The following is a 25,311-nucleotide window of genomic DNA, read 5'->3' on the forward strand; positions in this document are numbered from 1 at the left end:
ATAAATTAATATATTTTATATTATATTACATATTTGTATAAAATTAAAGACTGTTGACACTTTGTCAACAGTCTGAAGAATAAAATAAGTAAATACTTATTTTATTCTTAGATAATTCATTTTAAACTCCAATAATCGGTTGATTATTCTCTCTAGCATAAATCCCTTCCGCTCCTGTTACAAGATAAACATTTGATATTATGTTTATTATATTAGCTATAACAATATTCACATTGGGTTCAAGTGAATAACTAATTTCACCCTTCTGTTTTCTTTCATATAACATGTTATATTTAGTAATTGCTATATTAGCAATTACTAATTGAGTTGTAAAAAAAATATATAATCCTTCTAAAGCAGTTTTATCTGGTGATATTTTATATTCATAATCATTATTACCATTGTATTTACTATAAATAAGTTCAATCCCCTGTAGACTAGATATATATAAAATAAAGTTAGCATATATATTTATAAATATAATCAATATCTGTAATTGTAATAGCTTCAGACTCTTAATATCAAATTCAGACATTTCATAATCATTACTAAAATTACTATTGTTATTATCATATGTATTACTCTTTTTATTCTTATTTTTACATTTTTTCTTTTTTGCCATAATATCTTCCTTAATCATATACTCTTACTTTTATAATATCTATAATTTTATAATTTTGCTCCATAATTTAACATTCATATTTATATCATATATTATGAATAAGTTACATTGTAATTACTTATTATATAAATAATAAATTATTATAATAAGAGGTAAATAAAAATGAAAAAAAATATAAAAATATATTTAACTTTAATTTTAACAATTTTCTGTTTATTCACATCAATTTCTTATCCAATTAATGCTTTATCTGATGTGTATATTACACAAGACTCTGATAGATTAGATACATTACCAAAAAACTTTCGCAAAACAACAGACATATCTAAAGTTTCAGAGCTTGGCTCATTAAATACAAAGGGATTAGATAATTTAAACATATCTGGTAGCGGGCAATTTACCCCTCCAAATCTTCCTTTAATGTTAGAAAATATTGATACTAATCTCCCTATAATAGATATTGACTTACGTCAAGAATCTCATGGCTTTGTAAATGACATTGCCATTAGCTTTTCAAACTCAAATAACAGTGCAAATTCCGGACTTACTTTAAATGAAGTTATAAAAAAGGAAAATGAGGATTTATCCTCTATCAAATTAAATACCCCCTTAACTTTACATAATAAAAATAAAACAATACTACCAAAAAAAGTAGAAGATGAAGCCACCTTAACTAAATCAAATAATATCTCTTATATTAGAATTCCTGTAACAGATGGAGGTTTACCTCCTGAAGATATGGTTAATTATTTTATTGATATTGTAAAAAATAATCCTAGAAACACTTGGTTCCATTTTCACTGTAAAGCTGGAATAGGTAGAACTACAACCTTTATGATAATGTATGATATTCTTAAAAATGGTAATAATGTAAGCTTACATGATATTATTGCTCGTCAACTTTTACTTGCAGGCCTTAGCCAAAAGGATTCTGTGGACTTTTATGTTGGAAGAAGATATAACTTTTTAAGTGATTTTTATAGTAAACATTCAAAGAATAATTCTATTTCTTCTAAAACAAGTTTAATTAACCCATTAAATTTAGAAAATAGCAACTTATTAAAATGTACTTGTAGTTCTTATAAAGAAAATACTGATTCTTATATAAAAAGTAATATAACACCTAAATTTCTTTATGTTATTTCTGATATTAATATGACAAAAGCAGAACAAACAATGATAGTTACTCTTCAAGGCTTAATATCATCTAAATCAGAAAAACAAATTTATATAATAAGCCCTAGTGAGCCAGATTATGAAATCTGGCTTAAAGATTTAAAGGAAAATTATAATGTAAAATATAAAATAATTAAAGAACCTTGGACTCTCATAGATAAGTTCAAATCTTATATAAATGGCTATGTTTTATATAGTACTGTAAAAGCACCTTCAATAAATAATTCTTGTACTTTAGCCTCCTAAAATGATTCTATTGCCATTGATGAATCTATAGAAGATACTTTAAATAATCATGGTGTCACAAACTTAATTAAAGATGTAGAGACACTGATAAATATTGGGCCTTTAACACGCTTTGGAATTCTGGATTAAATCATTCTACTGTAATAGAGCTACCTAGTGATAAGTATATGTCACTAAGAGATTATGCTATTCTTTCAAAATCATTAGTTTTTTATGAAAATGAGGTGGAAAATACCGACTTAAGGAATCGTATATTTAGCTCTATTGATGATGGTGGACGCATATTAGGTTGGGGACCAGATGAACATACTAACGTATCAATAGCCTCTAAATTTGGTATTGACATGATTGCCGCAGATTGGTCCTATAATCTTTCAGTATTAAGCTCATATCCATCAACACCTAAGACACAAAATACTAATGAAAATTTTCTAGAAGAAGATGGTGTTCATTATGTAACCTTCATTATGTCTGACGGTGATAATCAACAATGGTTACTTGGAAGCAATTTTAATACAAAAAATTGGTTTGGCTCTCCTTATAGAGGTAATTTTAATTTAGGATGGTCTTTAACTCCTTCATTATATTATTTAGCCCCTACTGTTTTAAATAAATATTATGAAGATGCAAGTTCTTCAAATTATACTGATAATTATGTAGTTGCACCTTCTGGTAATGGATATATGTATCCTAGCAAATTTCCTTTTAATAAACTAATTAGTTATACCAAAAGACTTAATGATTATATGGCAAAAGTTGATCAACACTTAGTATTAATTTTAGATGATGAAGCTTTTTATAAAAAAGATTTATGGGATAAATATACTTGTAATTCTAATATAGATGGTATACTTTATTTAAACTATGATATTAATAATGCTTATAAAGGTGAAATAATTTGGTCTAATGATAAACCTGTTATTTCTTGTCGTGATTTACTTTGGGGTGGATTAGAAGATCAAAATGAGCTAATTACTAATATTAATAATAGAATTGATTTAGGGTACACAAATATTAAAAATCCAAATACATATACTTTTGTATATGTACATGTATGGAGTAATACAATGGATAATGTTAATTATGTTGTAAATAAATTAAATAAAAATCCTAAAGTAAGAATTGTAACTCCTGATACTTTTGTTAAACTAATAAAGAATAATATTTCATCTAGTATATAAATAAAAAATCTCATAGATAATTATAAAATTTCTATGAGATTTCATATTACAATATTAAAGATAAGCTTTATATTACAATTACCTTAAATAAATTTATAGCTGATTTTTAACTCCATTAATAGGATAAAACATTTTCCTTTATACAACAGATAAGATAAATCTTAATATATATTACGTAATTAACTCTAATTGTGTTACATATTTAAATATATTTTTATTAGTTTCTTCCTGTGTAAATCCAAATAGCATCTCTTAAAAACTTTGTTGCTCCTACTTGAATTTTATCATAATATTCATCTTAACATTCTGCTGCTTATTTTAGCTAATTCACTAAGCTTTTGCACTGTATATTCCATAGCACATCCCTCCTGATAAATTAAATATACGCCTTTACCTAACGTAAAGGTCAATATATTTATTAAAAAATATTTTTATTTATAAAAAATACCTAATAGCACTTTAATATTGCTACTAGGTATTTATTTTAATACTTTATTTTGAATTTTTAACTATGCTTTTATAACCTACATATGTAACATAGAAATATCCTCCATATACTATAACAAGTATTCCTAAGGTAAGTAATGCTGTTGGTCCTATATTAGGCTTTCCATATAAAGCTATAAATTTATTTACTACATTTATTCCAACAATTGAACTTACTATTGCAAGAGTTAATGGCATTACAAAATAAATTACTGTTTGAGTAAATATTGTCTTATTTATCATTTTTTCTGTTGCACCAATTTTCTTTAATGATTTATATCTATCACTACTATCACTAGCTTCTGATAATTGTTGAAGCGCAAGTACTGCTGCACTTGAAATTAAGAATACAATTCCTAAATATAAACCAATATATAGTATCATTGTAGTAAATCCCTTACTTTGCTCATAAACCTGTGTTTTTGTAGCTCTTATCATTGGTAAGTTATGAATTTCATCATCTGCTCCCTTAGTATAGCTACCACCTAAAGGCCCCTCACTTTTATATCCGCTTAAAGAGTCAAATAAACTTTTTATTTCCTCTTCTTCAGCAGGATTATTAGGATTTTTATAATTCATATTCATATATGCTGAATCTAAAGTCATATCTTTAAAATCATCTGGTACTATAATAGTTAGTACATTGTCTGCTATTTCAGAATTATATATAGCTTCACTTAAATATTCTTTATTAGCTACCTTATACTCTTTTCCATTTATATTTACTTGTGGACTTTTTTCAATAAAGTTTTTTACCGAATTCTTAGCTGCTGTAAAGTTAGATGTAACTAATATTTCGCTATCACTTATAGTTAAAGGTTTCTCACCATATAAACTTCTTATTTTATTGTAATCTGAAATTTTAAGAGCATCTATATGTTCCCATCTATACTTTCCATCATCTAAGCTCTTTTTAAAATCTCCTACAGAATAATCCTTTAACATTGTATTAGGATCTATACCATCTATTGTGTAACTAGTAATAAATGTAGGATCTTCTTCCTTAAAGTCATAATTTATAGCTTTGAATACCTCTTCCATACTTTTATACTTGCTATCTTCATCTGTAAATAGCTTTACTGAAGCGTCAAAGGGAGCAATTATTCCCTTTTCTAAGGCACTTTTAAAGCTTAAACCTGTTGATAAAAGCACTATAGTTATAAATAACATAAGTGAAATTACTGTCATTGATACAAAGTTTGTATTTACTTTACTACTAATTTGTCTTGTAACAAAAATATTTAATTTTTTAAGATATATATTTTTACTTCTTTGAATTATTGCTAATAAAAATCCTGCAATTCCATAGAAGAATCCAGCTGTTCCTATTATTCCAAACACTATTGAAAGCTTAAATCCTAATTTTTCTGGATTTAACCCACTTTCACTTACTAAATAATAGGCTGTACCTAAAATTATCATAGCTACAACAAATATAATTGATGAAACTACTGGGCTTTTTATTTTAATATTTTCACTTTTTCTTGCTGCTGTTAACATATCAATTAATTTGTATTTTGCTATAATTCTTGTATTAAATATCATTAAAACACCAAAGATTAAGGCAAAATATAATATAGTTTTTAAAATTGCGCTACCTGATATTACGAATTTAAATTGAGCCATTTCAACATCAAATAATTTAGCTGTAAATAATGATAAACCTTGTGATACTACTAAACCTAATAGTAAGCCTGCTATTAGCGATAATATTCCCACTATTAAAGTTTCCATTAATAATATAGTTGATATTTTTCCTTTTCTCATACCTAATGTCATATAAATTCCAAGCTCTTTTTTTCTTTTCTTTATTAAGAAATTATTTGCATAAAGAATTAAACCACCTAAAATAAATGATACAAATACAGAAACTACTGATATTAAAGTTGTTATTATAGTCATATATTCTGCTTGATTTTTATTCATATCTAATAGTGCCTTTTGAGATTCTATTGAATTAAAGCTATAAAATATACAAACTGCAAAAGCTATTGTTAAAAAGTATATTGTATAATCCTTAAAACTCTTTTTTACATTACTTATAGCTATTTTAGAATACATTTTCTACATCTCCTCCAAGCAGTGTTACAACTTCAATTATTCTATTAAAGAATTCTCTTCTTGAGTCATTTCCTCTTACTAATTCATTAAATACTTTACCATCCTTAATAAAAAGAATTCTATGAGCATAGCTTGCTGTAAAAGCATCATGAGTAACCATTAATATTGTTGCTTCTTGTTCTTTATTTAATTTTTCAAAAGAATCTAAAAGTAATCTTGAAGATTTTGAATCTAATGCTCCTGTAGGTTCATCAGCTAAAATTAATGATGGTTCTGTTACAATGGCCCTTGCTGAAGCAATCCTTTGTTTTTGTCCTCCAGACATTTGATATGAATATTTATTTAATACTTCTGTAATGCCTAAGTGTTCTGCAACATTTTTTATTTTATTATCTACTTCACTAGGTTTAACCCCTTGTATAGTTAATGCTAATGCAATATTTTCATATGCTGTTAATGTATCTAAAAGATTAAAGTCTTGAAATATAAATCCAAGTTCATCCTTTCTAAAATTCTCCAATTGCTTCGACTTCATTTTAGTAATATTTTTATCATTTATTATGATATTACCTGTTGTTACAGTGTCTATTGTAGAAATGCAATTAAGTAATGTTGTTTTTCCACTTCCTGATGGCCCCATTATTCCAACAAACTCACCTTTATCAACTCTAAAACTAATATTATCTATAGCTTTTGTTATATTATCTTTATTTCCATAATACTTTTCTATTTTCTCAACCTTTAATATATTTTTCATGTAAACTTTCCTCCACTTATTTTTCTCATATATATTTAACTCCACTTGAAGCTAAGAATTAAGTTTATATTACCTTTTATTTATAGTAATTGCTTTCTTCATTATTAATTTTATATCACTAGTATATAATTACATATTGAATTACATTTCTTTAACCTTACATTTTTGTAATCTATATTTTTAATTTTTATCAAAACATTGCCATTTTCATTAGCAGTTGTTTCATACTTTTTAGTATATAATATATAATCACCATCATAATCAATCCCCTAAACCAAATCTATTAACTTATCTCTAGACAAAATAATCCTCTTATTTTTTACAAATACCATTAATAAATCAAATTCATTTTTATAATATTTAATAATATTAAAATAAGATTACATTTTTTAAGGTTACTATTTAAGCATTATATATACACTCGTCCATAAACACTTGTATCTTCATCATATGTATAAAAATAAGGAACAAAATAAAATTGTTCCTTATTTTTATATTATTAGATTTTAAACATAAATAACTAAAAATCAGTAAATTTTCCTTGTGGGAAAATTATATTTATACGTGTTCCTTTCCCTTGCTTTGAACTTAAACTTATTCCAATTCCAAGCTTATCACAAAGTTTTTTACATAAATAAAGTCCTATTCCTGTAGACTTACCAAATATACGCCCATTTTCTCCTGTAAATCCTTTTTCAAATACCCTATCTAAATCTTTTTCACTTATTCCAACACCATTATCTTCAATAGTTAATATAATATTATTTTCATTTACTTTTGAATATATTGATACTTCACCTTTATTAGCATCTGAAAATTTCACTGCATTTATTATAATTTGATTAATAATAAATTCTATCCATTTTTCATCTGTAAATATACTTCCTTGTATTTCCTTAATATTTAGCTTAATATTTTTATTTATAAAATCCCTACTATTACTTTTAATAGCCTTCATTACAACAGTTCTCAATGAAAATTCCTTAATTATATAATCCTTTCTTACATCACTGCTTCTAGCATAATATAAAACCTGCTCTATAAACACTTCTACTCTTTTCATTTCATAATTTATTCTTTTACTTAAATTACTATCCTCATTTTCTAATATAAGTTTTGCTGACGCAATTGGAGTTTTTATTTCATGAACCCAGGTTTCTATGTATTCTCTATATTCACCTTGTTCATCTTTATAATATTTAACTTTTTCATGCATAGATTTATTGCACTTTCTCAAAACTTCATTAATTATTTTCGCTTCTTGAAACTTAGCTTCATCAATAACTTCTGGTAATAAATACTTTTTATCTAAATCATCAACAGTTTTAATTAGATTATTTAGATATATTTTATATTTAATAAATTCTAAAATCATATATATTACTAAAGGTCCAAACCATATTAAAAATAATATAAATATTACACTTATTGGTACTACTGCTATTTTCATAAATATTGCTATTAATAAAAACATAATCAAATTAATTATTAAAAATATCATTCTTTCTTTTATAAATTCAATTATATTCATGATATTATATACCCTAGTCCTCTTCTAGTTTCTATAACATCTTTCACACCTATTTCTTCAAGTTTTTTTCTTATTCTTGTAACATTTACTGATAAAGTATTATCATCAATAAACATTTCGCAATCCCATAGATAATTCATCAATTTTTCCCTAGAAACTATATTCCCTCTATTTTTTAATAAATATGAAAGAATCTTTAATTCATTTTTAGTTATTTCAACAGTTTTTTTATTATATGCTACTGTTCCATTTGATAAATTCACTTTAATATCTTTATATTCTAATATATCTTGTACTGCTAAATTTCTATTTACTCTCTTTAGAATAGATTCAATTCTTGCAAGTAAAATTTGAGTATTATATGGTTTTGTTACAAAATCATCAGCTCCTAGGTTCATACTCATAAGCTCATCAACATCACTATCTCTGCTAGTTACAACTATTATTGGAGTTTCTGAAAACTTTCTAACTTCTCTACATAAATAATACCCATCAAATATAGGAAGATTTATATCTAATAATATTAAATCTGGATTACTATTCTTTATATTTTCTATAATATTTTCAAAATTATTAGGTGCCTCTATTTGATATCCATATCTTGATAAAAAAATACTTAACTCATCTCTAATTGTCTTTTCATCTTCAACAATAAAAATTTTATTCATTTTATCCCCTCTTTTCATCTCATTATATATACTTTACATTATTTTTATAAATATAACAAAAAGCCTTGCTAATCTTATTTAACAAAGCTTTTAAATATATACTTTAAACTAAATGGAAATTTTCTTCATCATAACCTGCTAAAACAACTAATCCAACTACTTTTATAACTTCTATTAATTTTTTCATTAATAATCAGCTCCTTGTTTTATGTTATGAATTTATTATAAAACACATTATCTTAACTTCATATTTATCTTTATTACATTTATCTTTCAATATTGTAATATTAGTTTTTTTATCTTATAACAAATACAGGTTGATTATTACCTCTTACAAATATTTCCTCAGCTGATTTAATATAGTAAATACAAGGTGCTAAATCTAATAAATTAGCAGTGTTTATTAATATATTAGGCTCTAAAGAATATGGAAATTCCCCTTTAAGTTTTTTATTATAAACATCATTCTACCTATTGAATGCTATTTCTATAAATAAAAGCTTCATCAAGAAAAAATATACGTAGCTTCTAAAACAGTTTTATCTTCATACTTTATCATGTTTTTAAAATTTAGTTTTACTATTTAAATTTATTTACAGAATTAAATTGTAACTTTAAATCTATTCTATCAATACAAATTACTATAATAAAAAGGCTAATACATTACTTAAACAAACCTTTTATATTTAATATAAATAAGTTTTTCATAAAATGCACTAGCCTATAATTTACTTTTTATATGTTACTTGAATAGCTTTAGCTGATGCTTGAGGTGGATTTGATTTTGTCATAGCTTCACTTAGGACAAGAAATATAACATCACCTTTTTCTACCTTAAAACTCTTAGGATCAACCTTTTTAATATCTATTTCTTCCCCTTCTTTTGGACATTCATTCGGAAATATTAATGTTTCGCTATCTACAACTGCTATTAACTCTTTACTTTTTATTGTGATACCCTTAATATATCCTTCAACTTTTATATTTAAAGTATTATCATCTTCATTTCTTTGAACTTCTTCTACCTCTCCCATAAAAATTAAATTAGGCTCTGGTCTTTTACTAGCAAAAACATTAAAGCTACATACTAATAAAAATAATAACGTTACTACTACTACTCTCTTATGCTTCATAATATCCTCCTTAGTTAAATTTAGTAATAATACTATTATTCTTCTAAAAATAATAACTATACATTATATATAATAGAAGTTAATATTACTCTACTTATAAAACAAACTATTAATTTTATTTTATCTTCTATAATACATTGATTAAATCCTTTACATAATGTATTATAAAATTAGATATATATGGAAATTAGGAGGGGTTTTATGGGAAATATGTTCAATACAGATAGTGGATTTTCTAGGTTTATGAATAGAATTGCTGACTTATTTATTTTAAATATTCTATGGATATTTTGTAGTCTTCCAATAGTAACTATAGGCGCAGCAACTACAGCCTTATATTCTATAAATTTAAAAATTCTTAATAAAGAAGAAGAATCTTTAATAAAAACTTTTTTCAAAGCATTTAAGGAAAACTTTAAAAAATCAACAATAATATGGCTATTCATATTGATAATATCTATAGTCTTAGGATTCAACTTAATTTTTTGGCTAAAATGTGGCTTATCACTGTCATACTTTGCATTACCATTTATATTTTTTTCTTTACTTATTTTTTTATTAGTAACTCCATATATATTTCCAATACTAACAAAAACAAAATCTTCTATATTAAATATTATTAAATATTGTTTTGTTATCGCATTAAAAAATCTTCCATACAGCTTGCTTATTACCATCTTTGGAGCCTCTGTAGCATTCGCAACTTTCTATTATCCAATTATATTTTTATTTATGGTTCTTTTAGGTATATCATTGCATAGTTATATGGTTTCTCGTATTTTTTTAATTGTATTTAATAAAGATATAAGCCTATTTAAGACTATTTATATATTATTTTCTTTTCTTTTTTAAATTAATTCCACCAATAGCAACACTTGTACCTCCTAAAACCAATGTAAATAATGCATCCATAGCACCTGTTTGTGGTAATTTTGATGTATTTGAATTATTTTCTGTTGGTTTCTTTCCAGAATCATCACTTCCATTAGAATCATTATCTGGTTTTTGAGGATTTTCTGGGTTTACTGGTTCTTCTGGATTTTCCGTCTCTTCATCTTTTTTAATTTCTTCATTATAAAGAGCTTCTACTTGTTTATCCGTTAATGCAACATTATATACTGCAACATTATCAAACTTAGCATTAGATATGTCCATATCACCCCATATATTCCCACTACCAACTCTTACATCAGTCATTAAGGCTAAAAAATTATCTTTAAAACAAGCTGCTATATCTTTATCTTGTCTACCAACCTCATTTCCATCTACATAAACTACTATTCCTTTAGGACTTACAGTATAAGTTACATATTCCCACTTGTTTCCCTCTAATGGTTTAGTTATTTCAGTAGCATCTGACCATGCACCATTTGCATTTATTCTTCCATAAAGATTAGCACTTATTCTTGTGATAGGATAATTAGGTGTACCATCTTCATTAGTCATACTTCCTTCAAATAATGCACTGTGTTCAAAGTAATTAGGATCATTTTTATCTATATTTACCCACATACTAATTGTATAACCTTCTTCAGTTATTCCTTCAAAAGTATCAGTTGGTAAAGCTAAATAATTTACCTTTTTAGCATCTTTCTCATTAATTATTTCTAAAACATTTCCTCTTTCATCATCATCTGTAACTATAGATGAACCCATTAACTTTGCACTAGTTCCTTTACTTCCTGAATTTATAATAGAATCATCTTCTATACTTTCAAAATCATATTTATATGTTGGTTCTTCCCCAACTTCTTGTAATACACCTTTAACAAGTACATTAAACTTCTTAGTTAAAGTTGATTCACCTTTAGTTATAGTAGCAATTAAAGCAACTGTTACATCCTCTTCAGAACGCTTTACCTTTCCGCTATTTATACTTTCTTCATTGCTTGAGCTCCATGTAATTGTTGTATCATATGCACCTATTTTAGGTAAAACTATATCTGTTTTAGTAACACTTGGAATTTTAGTTTCTAAATTTTTTCCCGCATACTCTACGGCTCCATCATTATCTAAATCTAATTTACTTCCCCAAACTGATTCATTATTATTTCCTGTGGCAGTAAATGTCATTACTTTATTTTCTTCATCAGACTCATCTTGTTGTTTAAAGAATATACCACTATACGTTACATTATTAGTTGTTATTGTCATATAATAAGTATCTTCTTTCATACTCCAAGTACCATCTATATCTCCACTAACTGTATAATCCTCATTTAATCTTATGTTTATTGTTTAAGCTACTGCTGAAGTATTTGCTGTTCCATGATTTATAAATTGATAATTTCCAACTACTTCATCTTTTTCATATCCATTTTCCGAAATTACATCTCCACTATTTTCATAAGGAGCTACAACAGGCCATCCTTCTTCATTAATAAACATTTGATGAACTCTAACTTCATGATATTCAGTTCCATCATCAAATCTTTGATGGTAAATTAAATACCTATCTCCGTCTTCCTCTAGAAGAACTGAATTATGTCCAGCTGCCTTAAGCGCCTTTTCTTGACAAGCAAATTTATAATTAGATATTAGCTTTATACCATAATTAGCATTATCAACATTTCCTCTTAAGGCTGCATTACGCCCAGCTGCATCTAAATATGGTCCATCTGGATTTTCTGACCTAAACAACCTCATATTATATCCTCCATCAGAAGTTAATCCACCATAAGTTACCGTCATATAATAATATCCTGTTTCATTATCATAAACTACATCTGCCCCTTCTCCTGATTTAGTATAACCTCCTGATATTCTCTTTCCAAAATATCTATCTGTAAAATTAAGAGTGTCTTTATCAGAATCTATACCTGGATATATAGGTTGTCCTGTTTTATCATCAATTTTTAAAATATATACTCCACCAGACCAAGAACCATACGTCATCCATAATTGTCCTTCTGTATCATAGAATAATTCTGGATCTATTGCATTAGGAGCATAACTTGTATTATATGCTCCTTTAGAATCAAACCAAGCATCATTTACCTCATCTATTATTCCTTCATCAATTAATTCATCAATATGTATATTTACATAATTAGTATTTTTAGTACTATTAGAGTCATATGCATCTACAGATGTAAAACCTGAATATATAATAGTATCTACATAAGTATAAGGCCCTTCAATATTCTTTGAAACTGCGTATCCTATAGCTGAACGCTTATAAGTTGAAGATGTACAATAATACATCATATATGCACCCTTAGTTCCATCATCGTTTACATAATTATCATTCCATATCACAGTTGGTGCCCAAACCGCAAAACCACCTTTGCTATCTGAATCATCTTCACCAGCCCAAGCAAATGAACCTGCTAAATTTTCTGATAAATCATCAAAAATAACATTATCTGGTGTTGTATATCCATTAGTAAACTTAGTCCAATTTTGCAAATCTGTAGATTTAGCTGCATCTATATGTGAACCAAATACATAATAATTATTTCCATTTTTAATTATTGAAGGATCATGCACTGAAACACGAGTTTTAGTAATAGTCTTATTATTTGCAAAAGTAATTTTAGTGACACCTAAAGATGATATTAAAATTCCAGTCATTATAAGTGCCATTATTTTTCTTATTTTTTTTGATTTCATAATATTTATTATCCCCTTTATACAATTTTGTTTTATTATTTTTTAATCTTTTTGTTTATTTCACTCTTTCCTTATTTTTTATGTAAATTTAGGCATATATCAAAACTTAGTTTTCAAGCTTTGATATATGCCTTTATCTTTTGTATAGGTATTATTTATTTTTATATTAATGAAATACTTTATTAAATCCTATCCCACTTTCTATCTATATCAGGACAATAATTCTTCTTAACAGCTGCTCTCATCTCAATAAAACATCCACATAACTTGCACATTCCATTAATAAGATTGTCACATTCCATACAAGTGTTTAATCTACTTTTATAATCATCTTCCTTAGTTTTAATCTCATTATCTATACTTTTAATATAATCTTGCATATGCTCGTATTCAGCCTCACTCATTACCTTATCTAACAAGCACTTTTTACAAAATCTATTACTCACTAAACTACTCTAAAATAAAGCTAATTACACTACAAGCTGGAATCTTAAAGTTAAATCCTTGTGCTGTTAAAGCAAAATCTTTAAACTCTTCTGGTTTAACTACTTCTGGATTATCAAATGTGTTGTATGCATTCATTTCATTAGATAAGATGGTAGCTTTAACAGATTTAATTTCTCTATCTACTAATATTCCTTCAACATTGTATCCTTCATCTACTGATAAGTTATTTATAGTTATATTAACCCTACCTTCAGAATCTATAGAAACTGATTCATGTAAATTAGGAACTTGATTTTCTTCATCAACACCTATCATTTTAGTTTCTATATAACTTTCAACTAAAGTTGACTCTTGATGGTTCTTATACATATTAAATATATGATAAGTAGGCGTTAATACCATCTTCTCACCTTCTGTTAAAATAACAGATTGAAGCACATTAACTACTTGAGCTAAGTTTGCCATTTTAACTCTATCACTATGCTTATTGAAAATATTTAAATTAATACCTGCTATAAGAGCATCTCTCATAGTATTTTGTTGATATAAGAATCCTGGATTTGTTCCAGGCTCAACATCATACCAACCACCCCACTCATCAATAATTAAATCAACCTTCTTTTCTGAATCGTATTTATTCATTATTTCTAAGTGTCTATTAATTAACTCTTCCATCTTTAAAGTTTTGTTCATACTAATATACCATGTTTCTTTATCAAATCCAGTTGCTGGCCCCTTATTCAACCATCCACCTGGATGAGTATAATAGTGCAATGTTAAAGCATCCATAAAGTTTGCAGCTACTTTCATTACTCCCTCAGTCCAATTATAATCATCTACATTAGGTCCACATGCAATTTTATAAAGCTTATTTTCTCCATAATTCCTGCAATATGTCTGATATCTTCTATACATATTTCCATAGAATTCCGGTGTCATATTTCCACCACAACCCCAATTTTCATTACCTACTCCAAAATATTTAACCTTCCAAGGCTCTTCATGTCCATTTTTCTTTCTTAATTCAGCCATTGGAGAAATACCATCAAAAGTTAAGTATTCAACCCATTCAGACATTTCTTGAACTGTTCCACTACCAACATTTCCATTTATATAAGGCTCACACTCAAGCTGTCTACATAATTCCATAAATTCATGGGTTCCAAAGCTATTATCTTCTACAACACCACCCCAATGAGTATTGACCATTTTCTTACGGGTTTCCTTTGGTCCAATTCCATCCATCCAATGATATTCATCAGCAAAACATCCTCCAGGCCAACGTAATACTGGTATCTTTATCTCCTTTAAAGCTTGTACAACATCTGTTCTCATACCTTTTACATTAGGTATTTTAGAATCTTCACCAACATATATACCTTCATATATACATCTTCCTAAATGCTCCGAAAAATGCCCATAAATTTCTTTGCTTATTTTTGACTTTTTGTTATGTGTATTGATTACTAATTTACCCATAATCCCTAACACCCCTATCTTCTTATTTGCCAGTATAAGTCATTCCATTTTAACTCTTTAGAAAACTCGTTTATATTAGTATCCTTATCAATAACAACTGCTTCAATTCCATACATATCAGCTAAATCAGTTAATTGTTCTGAATCTAATTCATAAGAGAATGAAGTATGATGTGCTCCACCAGCAAGTATCCAAGCCTTTGCTCCTACTTTTAACGATGGTTCTGGTCTCCATAATACTCTTGCTACAGGAAGTTCAGGAAGTTCTTTTTCAACTTCTTTAGCTTCAACAGCATTTATTATTAAACGCATTCTTCCACCTAAATCTATTAATGAAGCACAAACTGCATTTCCTGCTTGTCCGTTAAATATTAATCTTGCTGGAGCTGCCTTATCTCCAATTCCTAAGTGTTTAACTTCAATTAATGGCTTATTTGCTGCTACTGTAGGACAAACTTCTAACATGTGAGCTCCTAATATTAATTCATTTTGTGGATCAAAATTATATGTGTAATCTTCCATAAATGAAGTTCTAGTATTATTAGTCATTATTTTCATTAATCTAACTAATCCAGCAGTCTTCCAGTCACCTTCTCCACCGAATCCATATCCATCTTCCATAAGTCTTTGAACTGCTAAACCTGGTAATTGTTCCATTCCATGAAGTACTTGGAAGTTAGTTGTAAATGCAGTATATCCCCCTTTTTCTAAGAATCTTCTTAAAGCAATTTCAACCTTTGCTTGATACTTAATAGAGTTTCTTACAGCTCCTTCTGTTTTTCCAGCTTCACAAATTTCATATTTTTCTTCATATACTTTCATTAAATTTTCTATTTCTTCATCACTAACTTCATTAATTACTTCTACTAAATCTCCAATTCCGAAAGCATCACAAGTCCATCCTAATTTTAATGCTACTTCAACCTTATCTCCTTCAGTTACAGCAACATCTCTCATATTATCATCAAATCTAGCAATTTTAATATTTCTACCTTCAACATATCCAGCTGCAACGCTCATCCATTTATTTATTTCTAAATGTGCTTCTGGATCTTGCCAATGTCCAACAACAACTTTTCTATTATTACCCATTCTTGTATTTATAAATCCAAACTCTCTATCTCCATGAGCTGATTGATTTAAATTCATAAAATCCATATCCATTGTTTCCCATGGAATATCTCTATTAAATTGTGTATGGAAATGTAATTGTGGTTTATTTAAAATTGATAGTCCTCTTATCCACATTTTCGCTGGAGAAAAAGTATGCATCCAAGTTATGATACCTGCACAATTTTCATCATTGTTAGCAGCTAAACATATATCATATATTTCTTTAGCATTTCTTACTGTTGGTTTATAAACTATTTCATATTTAATTCCTTCAATATCATTTAATCCGTTTACCATTTCTCTTGAATCTAAAGCAACTTGCTTTAATGTATCTTCACCATATAAATCTTGACTTCCTGTTACAAACCAGAAATTATATTTTTTTGTTATATTAATCATCTCAATCTCTCCCTTTTACCCTTTTTTCAATCTTTTTTTGCCTCTGGAGTACCCCAGAGGCAATTTGTCATTTATTATTTTCCTACTTTACTATAATCACTTATAAATCTTTCAATCCCCGCTGTAGTTAATGGATGTTTTGCCATATCTTCAATTTGAGCATATGGTATTGTTGCAATATCCACTCCTGATAATATACATTGAAGTATGTGCTCTTTAGTTCTTATACTTGCTGCAATTATTTCTGTTTCAAATCCATAATTTTCTTTAGCAATTATCAAATCATTAATTAAATTCATTCCATCTAAACCTATATCATCTAATCTTCCAACAAATGGACTAATATAAGTTGCTCCAGCTTTAGCTGCTAACACCCCTTGATGAACACTAAATATTAATGTAACATTTGTTTTTATTCCTTCTTTAGATAAAACCCTAACTGCACTTAATCCCTCTAAAGTCATCGGAATTTTAACAACTATATTTTTACTTATTTTAACTAACTCTCTTGCTTCTCTAATCATCCCTTCAGTATCTAAGCTCATAACCTCTGCACTTATTGGTCCATCTACTATCTCACAAATTTCAGGAATTACTTCTGCCATTGTTTTATTTTCTTTTGAAACTAATGATGGATTTGTTGTAACTCCATCGATTAATCCCATAGAATTTGCCTTTTTAATTTGTTCAACATTCGCTGTATCTATAAATATTTTCATAACTCTCTTCCCCCTAATAATTTATACCATTGATATTTCTTTTATTTTAATTTTATTTTGCAAGTAGCTTACAGCTTCTTGTTCTACTGATAAACCCTTTTTATAGTTTTCTAAGAATTTTTCATATCCTTCAACAATATTTTCTTCAGGTTCAACCATTAACGATTCTGCAGCTCCAAATATTTCACTATTTAAAAAGTTTTCTAAAGTGCCAACTTGCACTTTTTTATCAAGATATAATGCTAATAATGCAATTCCCCATGCACCTCCATCTCCTGCTGTTTCCATTACAACTACAGGAACTTCTAAGGCTGCAGATAAAATATTTTGAGCAACTCCTTTAGTCTTAAATATACCGCCATGTCCAAGAATTTTATCAATTTTCACATTTTCTTCCTTAGTCAAGATATCCATTCCAAGCTTCATAGCTCCAAAACATGTATATAAATGAGTTCTCATAAAGTTCGCTAGATTAAATTTTGAATTTGCAGGGTGTAAGAATATTGGACATCCTTCTGATAAACCAACTCCGTGTTCCCCTGAATAGAAACAGTAAGATAATAGATCTCCACAATCATTATCACCTTCTAATGCTTTTTCAAATAAAGTCTTATATAACTCTCCAGCTGTAACCTTAATTCCAAATGCCCCCAAACATTGATTAAATATTTCCATCCAAGCATTAATATCTGAAGTACAATTATTCGAATGTGCCATTGCTACTAAATCTCCAGTTGGAGTTGTAACCATATCTAATTCTTTGTGAACTTTAGATAACTCTTTTTCAAGAACTACCATAGCGAATGCTGAAGTTCCTGCTGATACATTCCCTGTCTTTTTAGCTATACTATTAGTAGCTACCATTCCTGTTCCAGCATCTCCTTCTGGTGGACAGAATTTTGCTCCCGATTGTAAGTTTCCAGATGTATCTAAAAGTAATGCACCTTCTTCCGTTAAAATCCCAGCTTCTTCTCCTGCTACTAAAACCCTTGGAAGTATACCTTTTAAGTTCCATGGATATTCATTATTAGAAATTAATAAATCAAACTTCTCTATCATTTCTTGATTAAAGTCTCTTGTATTTAAATCTATAGGTAGCATTCCTGATGCTTCACCTACACCCATTACTTTTTCACCAGTAAGCTTCCAATGAACATAACCCGCCAAAGTTGTAAGATATTCTATATCTTTTACATGTTCTTCCTCATTTAAAATAGCTTGATATAAATGTGCAATACTCCATCTTTGAGGAATATTATATTGGAAAAGGTCTGTTAATTTATCTGCAGCTTCTCCGGTAAAGTTATTTCTCCATGTACGGAACTCCGTTAATTGATTTCCATACTTATCAAAAGGAAGATATCCATGCATCATTGCACTTATCCCCATTGCAGATAATTTATTTATTTTTACATCATATTTTTGTTTAACTCTATCACATAAATTCTTATAACATGCTTGAATTCCTGTCCATACTTCTTCTAAAGAATATGTCCAAATTCCATTAACTAGGCTATTTTCCCAATCAAAGCCTCCAGTTTCTATAACTGTTCCCATTTGATCAACAAGAACTGCTTTTATTCTAGTTGAACCAAGCTCAATACCTAAAACAGCTTTTCCTGATTCTATTGTCTTTCTCATCTCATCCAACTCCCCTTTTAGTGACTAAGTAAGAATTTAAAATGAAGAGTTTCGGTTGAAAATATATTCATCAGAAACTCCAAAAGGAGTTTTCTCCTACACTTTTAGCTCTTCACTTTTACTTCTTCACTTAACCATCTCTTTCACTTTATTTACTACAGTTTCTTTATTAAACCCAAAGAAATTCATTACCTCATTACCATTACCTGATGCACCAAATGTATCTATACATAATGTTTCATCAACATATTTATGCCATCCATATGATGAAGCCATTTCTACACCTAATTTTTTAACTCCTGGCTTTAATACACTATTCTTATATGTTTCATCTTGAATATCAAATAACCTAAAGCAAGGCATTGATACAACATCAACAAATATTCCTTGTTTTTCTAATTCCTTTTGAGAGTTTATTGCTAAATCTACTTCTGACCCCGTTGCTACTATTTGAGCTGCTGGAGTTTGTGAAGCTTCTGAAATTATATATGCACCTTTTCTAACATTATCTACACAATTAAATTCAGCATTTATACTTATATTTTGTCTTGTTAATACTAATACTGAAGGTGTTTCTTTATCTTCTAAAGCTATTTGCCATGCTGCATTTGTCTCATGAGCATCTGCTGGTCTAATTACATTTACATTTGGTATAGCTCTAAGTCCAGCTAATTGTTCAATTGGCTCATGTGTTGGTCCATCTTCTCCTACAGCTATTGAATCATGAGTCAATACATATACTAATGGCATTTTCTCAATTGCTGACATTCTTATTGCTGGTTTTAAGTAATCACTAAATACAAAGAATGTTGAAACAAATGATTTTAATCCACCATGAAGCATTATTCCATTTCCGGCTGCTGACATTCCAAATTCTCTTACTCCAAACCAAATATTCTTTCCTTCTGGACTATCTTTTCTAAAATCACCTTGTTCCTTTAAATAAGTCATATTTGAATGTGCTAAATCTGCTGAACCACCAAATAATCCATCATAAGCTTTAGCAATTGCATTCATTGTGAATCCTGAAGCATTACGAGTTGCCACCCCTTGCCCCTTTTCATACTTAGGTAATACTTCTTCAAAATTAATATTTAATTCTCCATTAATTGAAGATATTAAACTATCATAAGCTTCTGGATAAGCTTCTTTATATTTATTTACTAACTCATTCCATTCTGATTCTTTTTCTTTTCCTCTTGCTATAACACCATTATTAAAATCTTCTTTTACTTCAGCTGGAACTGTGAAAGGTTCATAATTCCAATTTAAGCTTGTCTTTGTTTCTAAATATTCATCTGATCCTAAAGGCGCTCCATGAACCCCGTTTGTTCCTCCCTTATTAGGTGCTCCATATCCAATAGTTGTTTTAACTTCTATTAATGTAGGCTTATCTGTTACCTTTTTAGCTTCTTCTATTGCCGCTGAAATTGCTTCAATATTTATATCCCCATCTTCAATCCTAATAGTATGCCAATTCATAGCTTTTACCCTATCTAAAACATTTTCTGAAAATGAAGTTGAAAGCTTTCCATCTAAACAAATATCATTTGAATCATATAAAACTATTAATTTCCCTAATCCTAAATGCCCTGCTAAAGATATTGATTCATTAGCAACACCTTCCATTAAATCTCCGTCTCCAACTATTGCATAAGTATAATGATCAATTATATTTAATCCATCTTTGTTATATTTAGCTGCTAAGTGTTTTTCAGCCATTGCCATTCCTGTAGCTTGTGCAATTCCCTGACCTAAAGGACCACTAGTTGCCTCTACCCCATGAGTATGTCCTACTTCTGGATGACCTGGAGTTCTTGAATTTAATTGTCTAAATTGTTTTAAATCATCTATAGTCACATCAAATCCACATAAATGTAACATTGAATATAAAAGAGCTGAACCATGTCCCGCTGATAATATAAACCTATCTCTGTTAAACCATTTACTATTTTCAGGATTAATATTCATATGCTTATTAAATAATGTATATGTCATTGGTGCTGCACCCATACAAATTCCTGGATGACCTGACTTTGCCTTTTCTATTTGATCTACTGATAACATTCTTATTGTATTTATACTTTTTAACTCTAACTCTCTCATTTTACCCTCCAACTTTTATTATCTACTTTAACTATTACCAATCTTCATCTTTATTTTGTTACTACTTCTTTTGCTTTTACAGTATCTTGTCCATAATAAGCATTTGCTCCATGTTTTCTAAAGTAATGCTTATCTTGTAATTCTGACGGTATTGGAGTAATTTCTCTATTTAAATTTTCAGTTCTTATTGCCATCTTAGCTACTTCTTCTAAGACCACTGCATTTAATACTGATTTACTTGCAGTCTCTCCCCATGCAAAAGGTCCATGACTTGCAATTATTATTCCTGGTACACTTAATTCATCTATATTTCTTTCAGTTAATGTTTCTATTATTACTGAACCAGTATTTTTCTCATATTCACTTTTAATTTCTTCATTATTTAATGCTCTAGTACATGGAACTGGTCCATAAAATGTATCTGCATGAGTAGTTCCATATGAAGGAATATCTCTTTTAGCTTGTGCCCACGCAGTTGCAAATGATGAGTGTGTATGAACAACACCACCTATTTTAGGATATTTTTTATATAATTCAATGTGAGTCGGTGTATCTGAAGATGGTCTTAAGTCACCCTCTACTACATTTCCTTCTAAATCTACTACTACCATATCGCTAGCCTTCATTTCGTCATAACTTACACCACTTGGTTTAATTACTATAAGCCCTTTTTCTCTATCTATTCCACTTACGTTTCCCCAAGTTAATACAACCAAATTATGCTTTACTAAATCTAAGTTTGCTTTAAAAACCTCTTCTTTTAAATTCTCTAACACCTTAAATCCCTCCCATTTTTGTTTGCCATTAAAATATTAATCCACATTTTATATTTACTACTACTAAGAAAAATAACTTAAGTACATACAATTTTATACTCTCATAATTTATGTACCGTACAATTTAATATTATCAAATATATTTCCCTTTGTAAATGTTTTTATTTAAAATTTTTAGAAAATATTGATCGTACATTTTAAAGGTTTAACAACAAAAAAATAAGAGTTTTACATTTTGTTGTAAAACTCTTATTTTTATAAATTTTAAATATTTTTTGCACTATTTTTAACTACAATTTCAGGCTCAAATACATAAGAAACCCTTTTTTCTCCATCCCTTATTAACGATAATAACATTTCTGCTGCTTTTCTTCCTAATGCTTCTTTAGGATGTGATATTGTTGTAATTCCACAATCTAATGCAGCCGATATAGTTTCATCATTATCATATCCAACAACAGACAAGTCTTCAGGCACTCTAATTCCTAATTCTTTAGCTATCTTAACTACATTCATAGCTACTTTATCATTATAACAGAATATAGCTGTTGGTCTATCTTCCCTATTCAATAAACTTCTAGTAAATCCTTGAATATAAAAATCCTCTTCAAATGTTTTAAATCTTCCTATAATAGTATTATCAATATCTATATTGTTTTCTTCTAACGCTTTCAAATAACCTTTTTTACGTTCAACCCCTTGTACGTCATCCTCTTTAAATAATCCAGCTATTTTTTTATGTCCTAACTCAATCAAATACTTACAAACTGTGTATCCACCTTTTTCATCATCTATAGCTACATATGATTGCTTTTCTTTGTCATAAGCTGCATTAATCATTAAATACGGAATATTATTTTTTTCTATTTCTTTATAATATTCTATATTTGTATTACCTAAAGCACTAGCTGTAGGCTCTATTATTGCACCAACAACATCATACTCTAATAATTTTTTTAATTGTTCACGTTCTTTTTCTTTATCATTATTAGTGCTTAATAAAAGAATATCATATCCATTTTTGCTTAATACCTCTTCTATTCCCTTAATTAAAAATGGAAATATATACTCTGATACATATGTAGTAATAACTATAATCATTTTACTATTATTATTTTTTCTATCCTTGCCTAGCTTTTCAACAAACGCACCCTTGCTTTTTTCTCTATAAATATATCCTTGTTTTTCAAGCTCTAATATAGATTGTCTAACAGTGTGCCTACTTACTGAGAATATCTCTCCTATCTCTTGTTCTGTAGGCAATTTCTCACCATACTTCATCTCTCCATTTAATATTTTATCTCTATAAAATTCAAATATTTCTATATACTTAATCGTTTTCTCCGCCATAATATACACCCCCAATATTGTACTTACAATTTTTATCTTTATATATTAAATTTTAACTCATTTTGAACACTTTTACCATACACATTTAAAATTAAATAAAATATTTTTTATGTATTTTATAAAAAAAAACAGAGGTTGTATTTATTTACAATCTCTGTTCTATACTAATCTTATTATTAAACCACACTAATATTTATTTTAATTATATCCTTTTTCTTTTAGATGATGATTTAATTCCTAATTCTTCTCTATATTTTGCAACAGTTCTCCTTGAAATATTTATCTGATCTTTATTTAATAAATCACATATAGCTTGATCCGCCAATGGCTTTTTCTTATTTTCTAAATCAACCATTTCTTTTATCTTATTTTTAATTAATTTAACAGAAATATCTTGGCATCCTATTATAGAACTTGCCATACCATTACAAAATAAATCTTTAACTTTTACTGTTCCTCTTGAGGTTAATATATATTTATCTTTAATTGCCCTACTTATAGTAGATTCATGTAATCCTACATCATCAGATATATCCTTTAAAGTCATAGGTTTTAAATAAATAACTCCCTTTTCAAAATATTCCTTTTGTTTATCAACAATACACTCTAATACCTTCAATACTGTAGTATTTCTTTGTTCTATATCATTTATTAAATTTATAGCTTTACTAATTTTATCATTAATATAATCTATCTCTTCGTTATCCTTTTCATTTAAAATTGTACTTTTGTACATATTATTTATTGTAATATTAGGAACAATAGAATTATTCATAATCACCTTATGTCCACTGTTAAATTTTACTATATACGCATCCGGTATTATAAACTTAACTTCTTCTCCAGTATAATATCCCCTTGATGGCTTTGGTTCTAAACTTCTAATAATATCACTATAAACTTGTACCTCTTTAGCTGTAATCTTCAATTGTTTAGATATATACTCATATTTACTATCAGCTATATACTCTAAATATTTCACTATTATTTCTTCTAGATATTTATCTGAAACACCTCTACTTCTTAATTGTATCAAAAGACATTCTTTAAGATTTCTTGCTCCAATTCCAACTGGTTCTAAACCTTGTAAAATATCTAATGCATATTTAACTATTTCTGTATTACTCTTTAATTCTTCACATATATTTTCTATTGTATTTTCTAAATAGCCATTGCTGTTTAGTGATTCAATCATATATTCTATTATTTTTTTTATTTTCTTCTCACATCTTAATTCATATAATTGTTCATATAAGTAATCCTTCAGAGATTTATTATCTGCTATAAAATTAAATACTGAAACTTCCTCTTCATTATTATACTTATTACTATAATTTTCACTATAATTATTATCTTCTATTTTTTTTATAATATCCTTATATTCAAATCTTTCTCTACTTTCTACAAGATCTAATTCATCTTCTAAAACTGGATTCTCTTCAAATTGTTTATCTATATATTCCCTTAACTCATAAGCTGACATTTGTAAAACATTTATAGATTGCTGCATTGTTTGAGTTAATATCAATTTTTGTTTTTGCACTATATCCAATTTAAAATCCATTTGCATAATTATAGTCTCCTCTAACCTCAACTTACTTTTCTATTTCAAAATATATAGAATTAAATACATATATTGTAATTTCTTATTAATATTATATAACATTTTCTCTGTATTAACTAATATAAACACATTAAATAAATTATACCTAAAAAAAACAGAAGGGATTCCTTGAACTGCCCCCCGTCAAGTAGACAGGGTAAATAATAAAAAATTATGATGCTAAGGTATGACTCCTATATTCAAGT

At 27.8% G+C, this 25,311-nt stretch carries 18 protein-coding genes and 1 pseudogene; 2 read left to right on the top strand and 17 right to left on the bottom strand.

Annotated elements, in window-relative coordinates; all coding sequences use genetic code 11:
- Positions 1 to 121: 121 nt before the first annotated feature.
- Positions 122 to 622, bottom strand: coding sequence for a hypothetical protein (locus HCG76_RS16890; protein ID WP_221701407.1), 501 nt, complete (start codon positions 620 to 622; stop codon positions 122 to 124).
- A 162-nt stretch (positions 623 to 784) separates the two neighbouring features.
- On the opposite strand from HCG76_RS16890, the pseudogene HCG76_RS16895 reads away from it, so the two are divergent.
- Positions 785 to 3,225 (top strand): annotated as a pseudogene (locus HCG76_RS16895) (GxGYxYP domain-containing protein).
- 492 nt (positions 3,226 to 3,717) lie between these two features.
- Here the strand turns inward: HCG76_RS16895 and HCG76_RS16900 are convergent.
- The 5 genes from HCG76_RS16900 to HCG76_RS16920 all read right to left on the bottom strand — a co-directional run bounded on the left by HCG76_RS16900 (position 3,718) and on the right by HCG76_RS16920 (position 9,861).
- Positions 3,718 to 5,772 (bottom strand): ABC transporter permease, encoded by a 2,055-nt coding sequence (locus HCG76_RS16900; RefSeq protein WP_221701408.1) that lies wholly within the window; start codon positions 5,770 to 5,772, stop codon positions 3,718 to 3,720.
- Positions 5,762 to 6,529 carry an ABC transporter ATP-binding protein gene (locus HCG76_RS16905; RefSeq protein WP_221701409.1) on the bottom strand — a complete coding sequence of 256 codons (768 nt, stop codon included), beginning with the start codon at positions 6,527 to 6,529 and terminating at the stop codon, positions 5,762 to 5,764. The genes HCG76_RS16900 and HCG76_RS16905 overlap by 11 nt, the downstream gene beginning before the upstream one ends.
- Positions 6,530 to 7,049: 520 nt before the next feature.
- Positions 7,050 to 8,060, bottom strand: a complete 1,011-nt coding sequence (locus HCG76_RS16910) for a sensor histidine kinase (RefSeq protein ID WP_221701410.1) — start codon at positions 8,058 to 8,060, stop codon at positions 7,050 to 7,052.
- Entirely contained in the window at positions 8,057 to 8,728 is a 672-nt protein-coding gene (locus HCG76_RS16915; RefSeq protein ID WP_221701411.1) for a response regulator transcription factor, read from the bottom strand. Before HCG76_RS16915 ends, HCG76_RS16910 begins: the two co-directional genes overlap by 4 nt.
- Positions 8,729 to 9,456: 728 nt before the next feature.
- Positions 9,457 to 9,861, bottom strand: a complete 405-nt coding sequence (locus HCG76_RS16920) for a hypothetical protein (RefSeq protein WP_221701412.1) — start codon at positions 9,859 to 9,861, stop codon at positions 9,457 to 9,459.
- 201 nt (positions 9,862 to 10,062) lie between these two features.
- Here HCG76_RS16920 and HCG76_RS16925 point away from each other — a divergent pair, with 201 nt between their 5' ends.
- Positions 10,063 to 10,713 carry a YesL family protein gene (locus HCG76_RS16925; RefSeq protein WP_221701413.1) on the top strand — a complete coding sequence of 217 codons (651 nt, stop codon included), beginning with the start codon at positions 10,063 to 10,065 and terminating at the stop codon, positions 10,711 to 10,713.
- Here the strand turns inward: HCG76_RS16925 and HCG76_RS19425 are convergent.
- The 11 genes from HCG76_RS19425 to rpoN form a co-directional block, all read right to left on the bottom strand.
- Complete coding sequence (locus HCG76_RS19425; protein WP_311776408.1) at positions 10,693 to 12,096, bottom strand: lipocalin-like domain-containing protein; 1,404 nt, start codon at positions 12,094 to 12,096, stop codon at positions 10,693 to 10,695. The genes HCG76_RS16925 and HCG76_RS19425 overlap by 21 nt on opposite strands.
- A gap of 3 nt (positions 12,097 to 12,099) precedes the next feature.
- The gene (locus tag HCG76_RS19250; protein WP_260458180.1) at positions 12,100 to 13,473 is read right to left on the bottom strand and encodes a glycoside hydrolase family 43 protein; all 1,374 of its coding nucleotides are present in this window, start codon (positions 13,471 to 13,473) and stop codon (positions 12,100 to 12,102) included.
- A 182-nt stretch (positions 13,474 to 13,655) separates the two neighbouring features.
- Entirely contained in the window at positions 13,656 to 13,919 is a 264-nt protein-coding gene (locus HCG76_RS16935; protein WP_221701414.1) for a DUF6171 family protein, read from the bottom strand.
- Positions 13,920 to 13,923: 4 nt separating this feature from the next.
- On the bottom strand, positions 13,924 to 15,399 hold the full coding sequence (locus tag HCG76_RS16940) for an alpha-N-arabinofuranosidase (RefSeq protein ID WP_221701415.1): 1,476 nt from the start codon (positions 15,397 to 15,399) through the stop codon (positions 13,924 to 13,926).
- 14 nt (positions 15,400 to 15,413) lie between these two features.
- Entirely contained in the window at positions 15,414 to 16,910 is a 1,497-nt protein-coding gene (gene araA, locus HCG76_RS16945) for an L-arabinose isomerase (RefSeq protein ID WP_221701416.1), read from the bottom strand.
- A 74-nt stretch (positions 16,911 to 16,984) separates the two neighbouring features.
- Complete coding sequence (gene fsa, locus HCG76_RS16950; protein WP_221701417.1) at positions 16,985 to 17,629, bottom strand: fructose-6-phosphate aldolase; 645 nt, start codon at positions 17,627 to 17,629, stop codon at positions 16,985 to 16,987.
- A 21-nt stretch (positions 17,630 to 17,650) separates the two neighbouring features.
- Positions 17,651 to 19,270: a xylulokinase gene (locus HCG76_RS16955; RefSeq protein ID WP_221701418.1), complete on the bottom strand. Its 1,620-nt coding sequence runs from the start codon at positions 19,268 to 19,270 to the stop codon at positions 17,651 to 17,653.
- A 126-nt stretch (positions 19,271 to 19,396) separates the two neighbouring features.
- A complete protein-coding gene (gene tkt, locus HCG76_RS16960) occupies positions 19,397 to 21,376 on the bottom strand; it encodes a transketolase (RefSeq protein ID WP_221701419.1) in 1,980 nt (659 codons plus the stop codon).
- A gap of 50 nt (positions 21,377 to 21,426) precedes the next feature.
- Positions 21,427 to 22,152: an L-ribulose-5-phosphate 4-epimerase gene (locus tag HCG76_RS16965; protein WP_221701420.1), complete on the bottom strand. Its 726-nt coding sequence runs from the start codon at positions 22,150 to 22,152 to the stop codon at positions 21,427 to 21,429.
- Positions 22,153 to 22,416: 264 nt separating this feature from the next.
- On the bottom strand, positions 22,417 to 23,502 hold the full coding sequence (locus HCG76_RS16970; protein WP_221701421.1) for a GntR family transcriptional regulator: 1,086 nt from the start codon (positions 23,500 to 23,502) through the stop codon (positions 22,417 to 22,419).
- A gap of 202 nt (positions 23,503 to 23,704) precedes the next feature.
- Positions 23,705 to 25,066, bottom strand: a complete 1,362-nt coding sequence (gene rpoN / locus HCG76_RS16975) for an RNA polymerase factor sigma-54 (protein ID WP_221701422.1) — start codon at positions 25,064 to 25,066, stop codon at positions 23,705 to 23,707.
- Positions 25,067 to 25,311: the final 245 nt, after the last annotated feature.

It is taken from the genome of Clostridium sp. K13, assembly GCF_019734195.1.
Lineage (GTDB): Bacteria > Bacillota > Clostridia > Clostridiales > Clostridiaceae > Clostridium.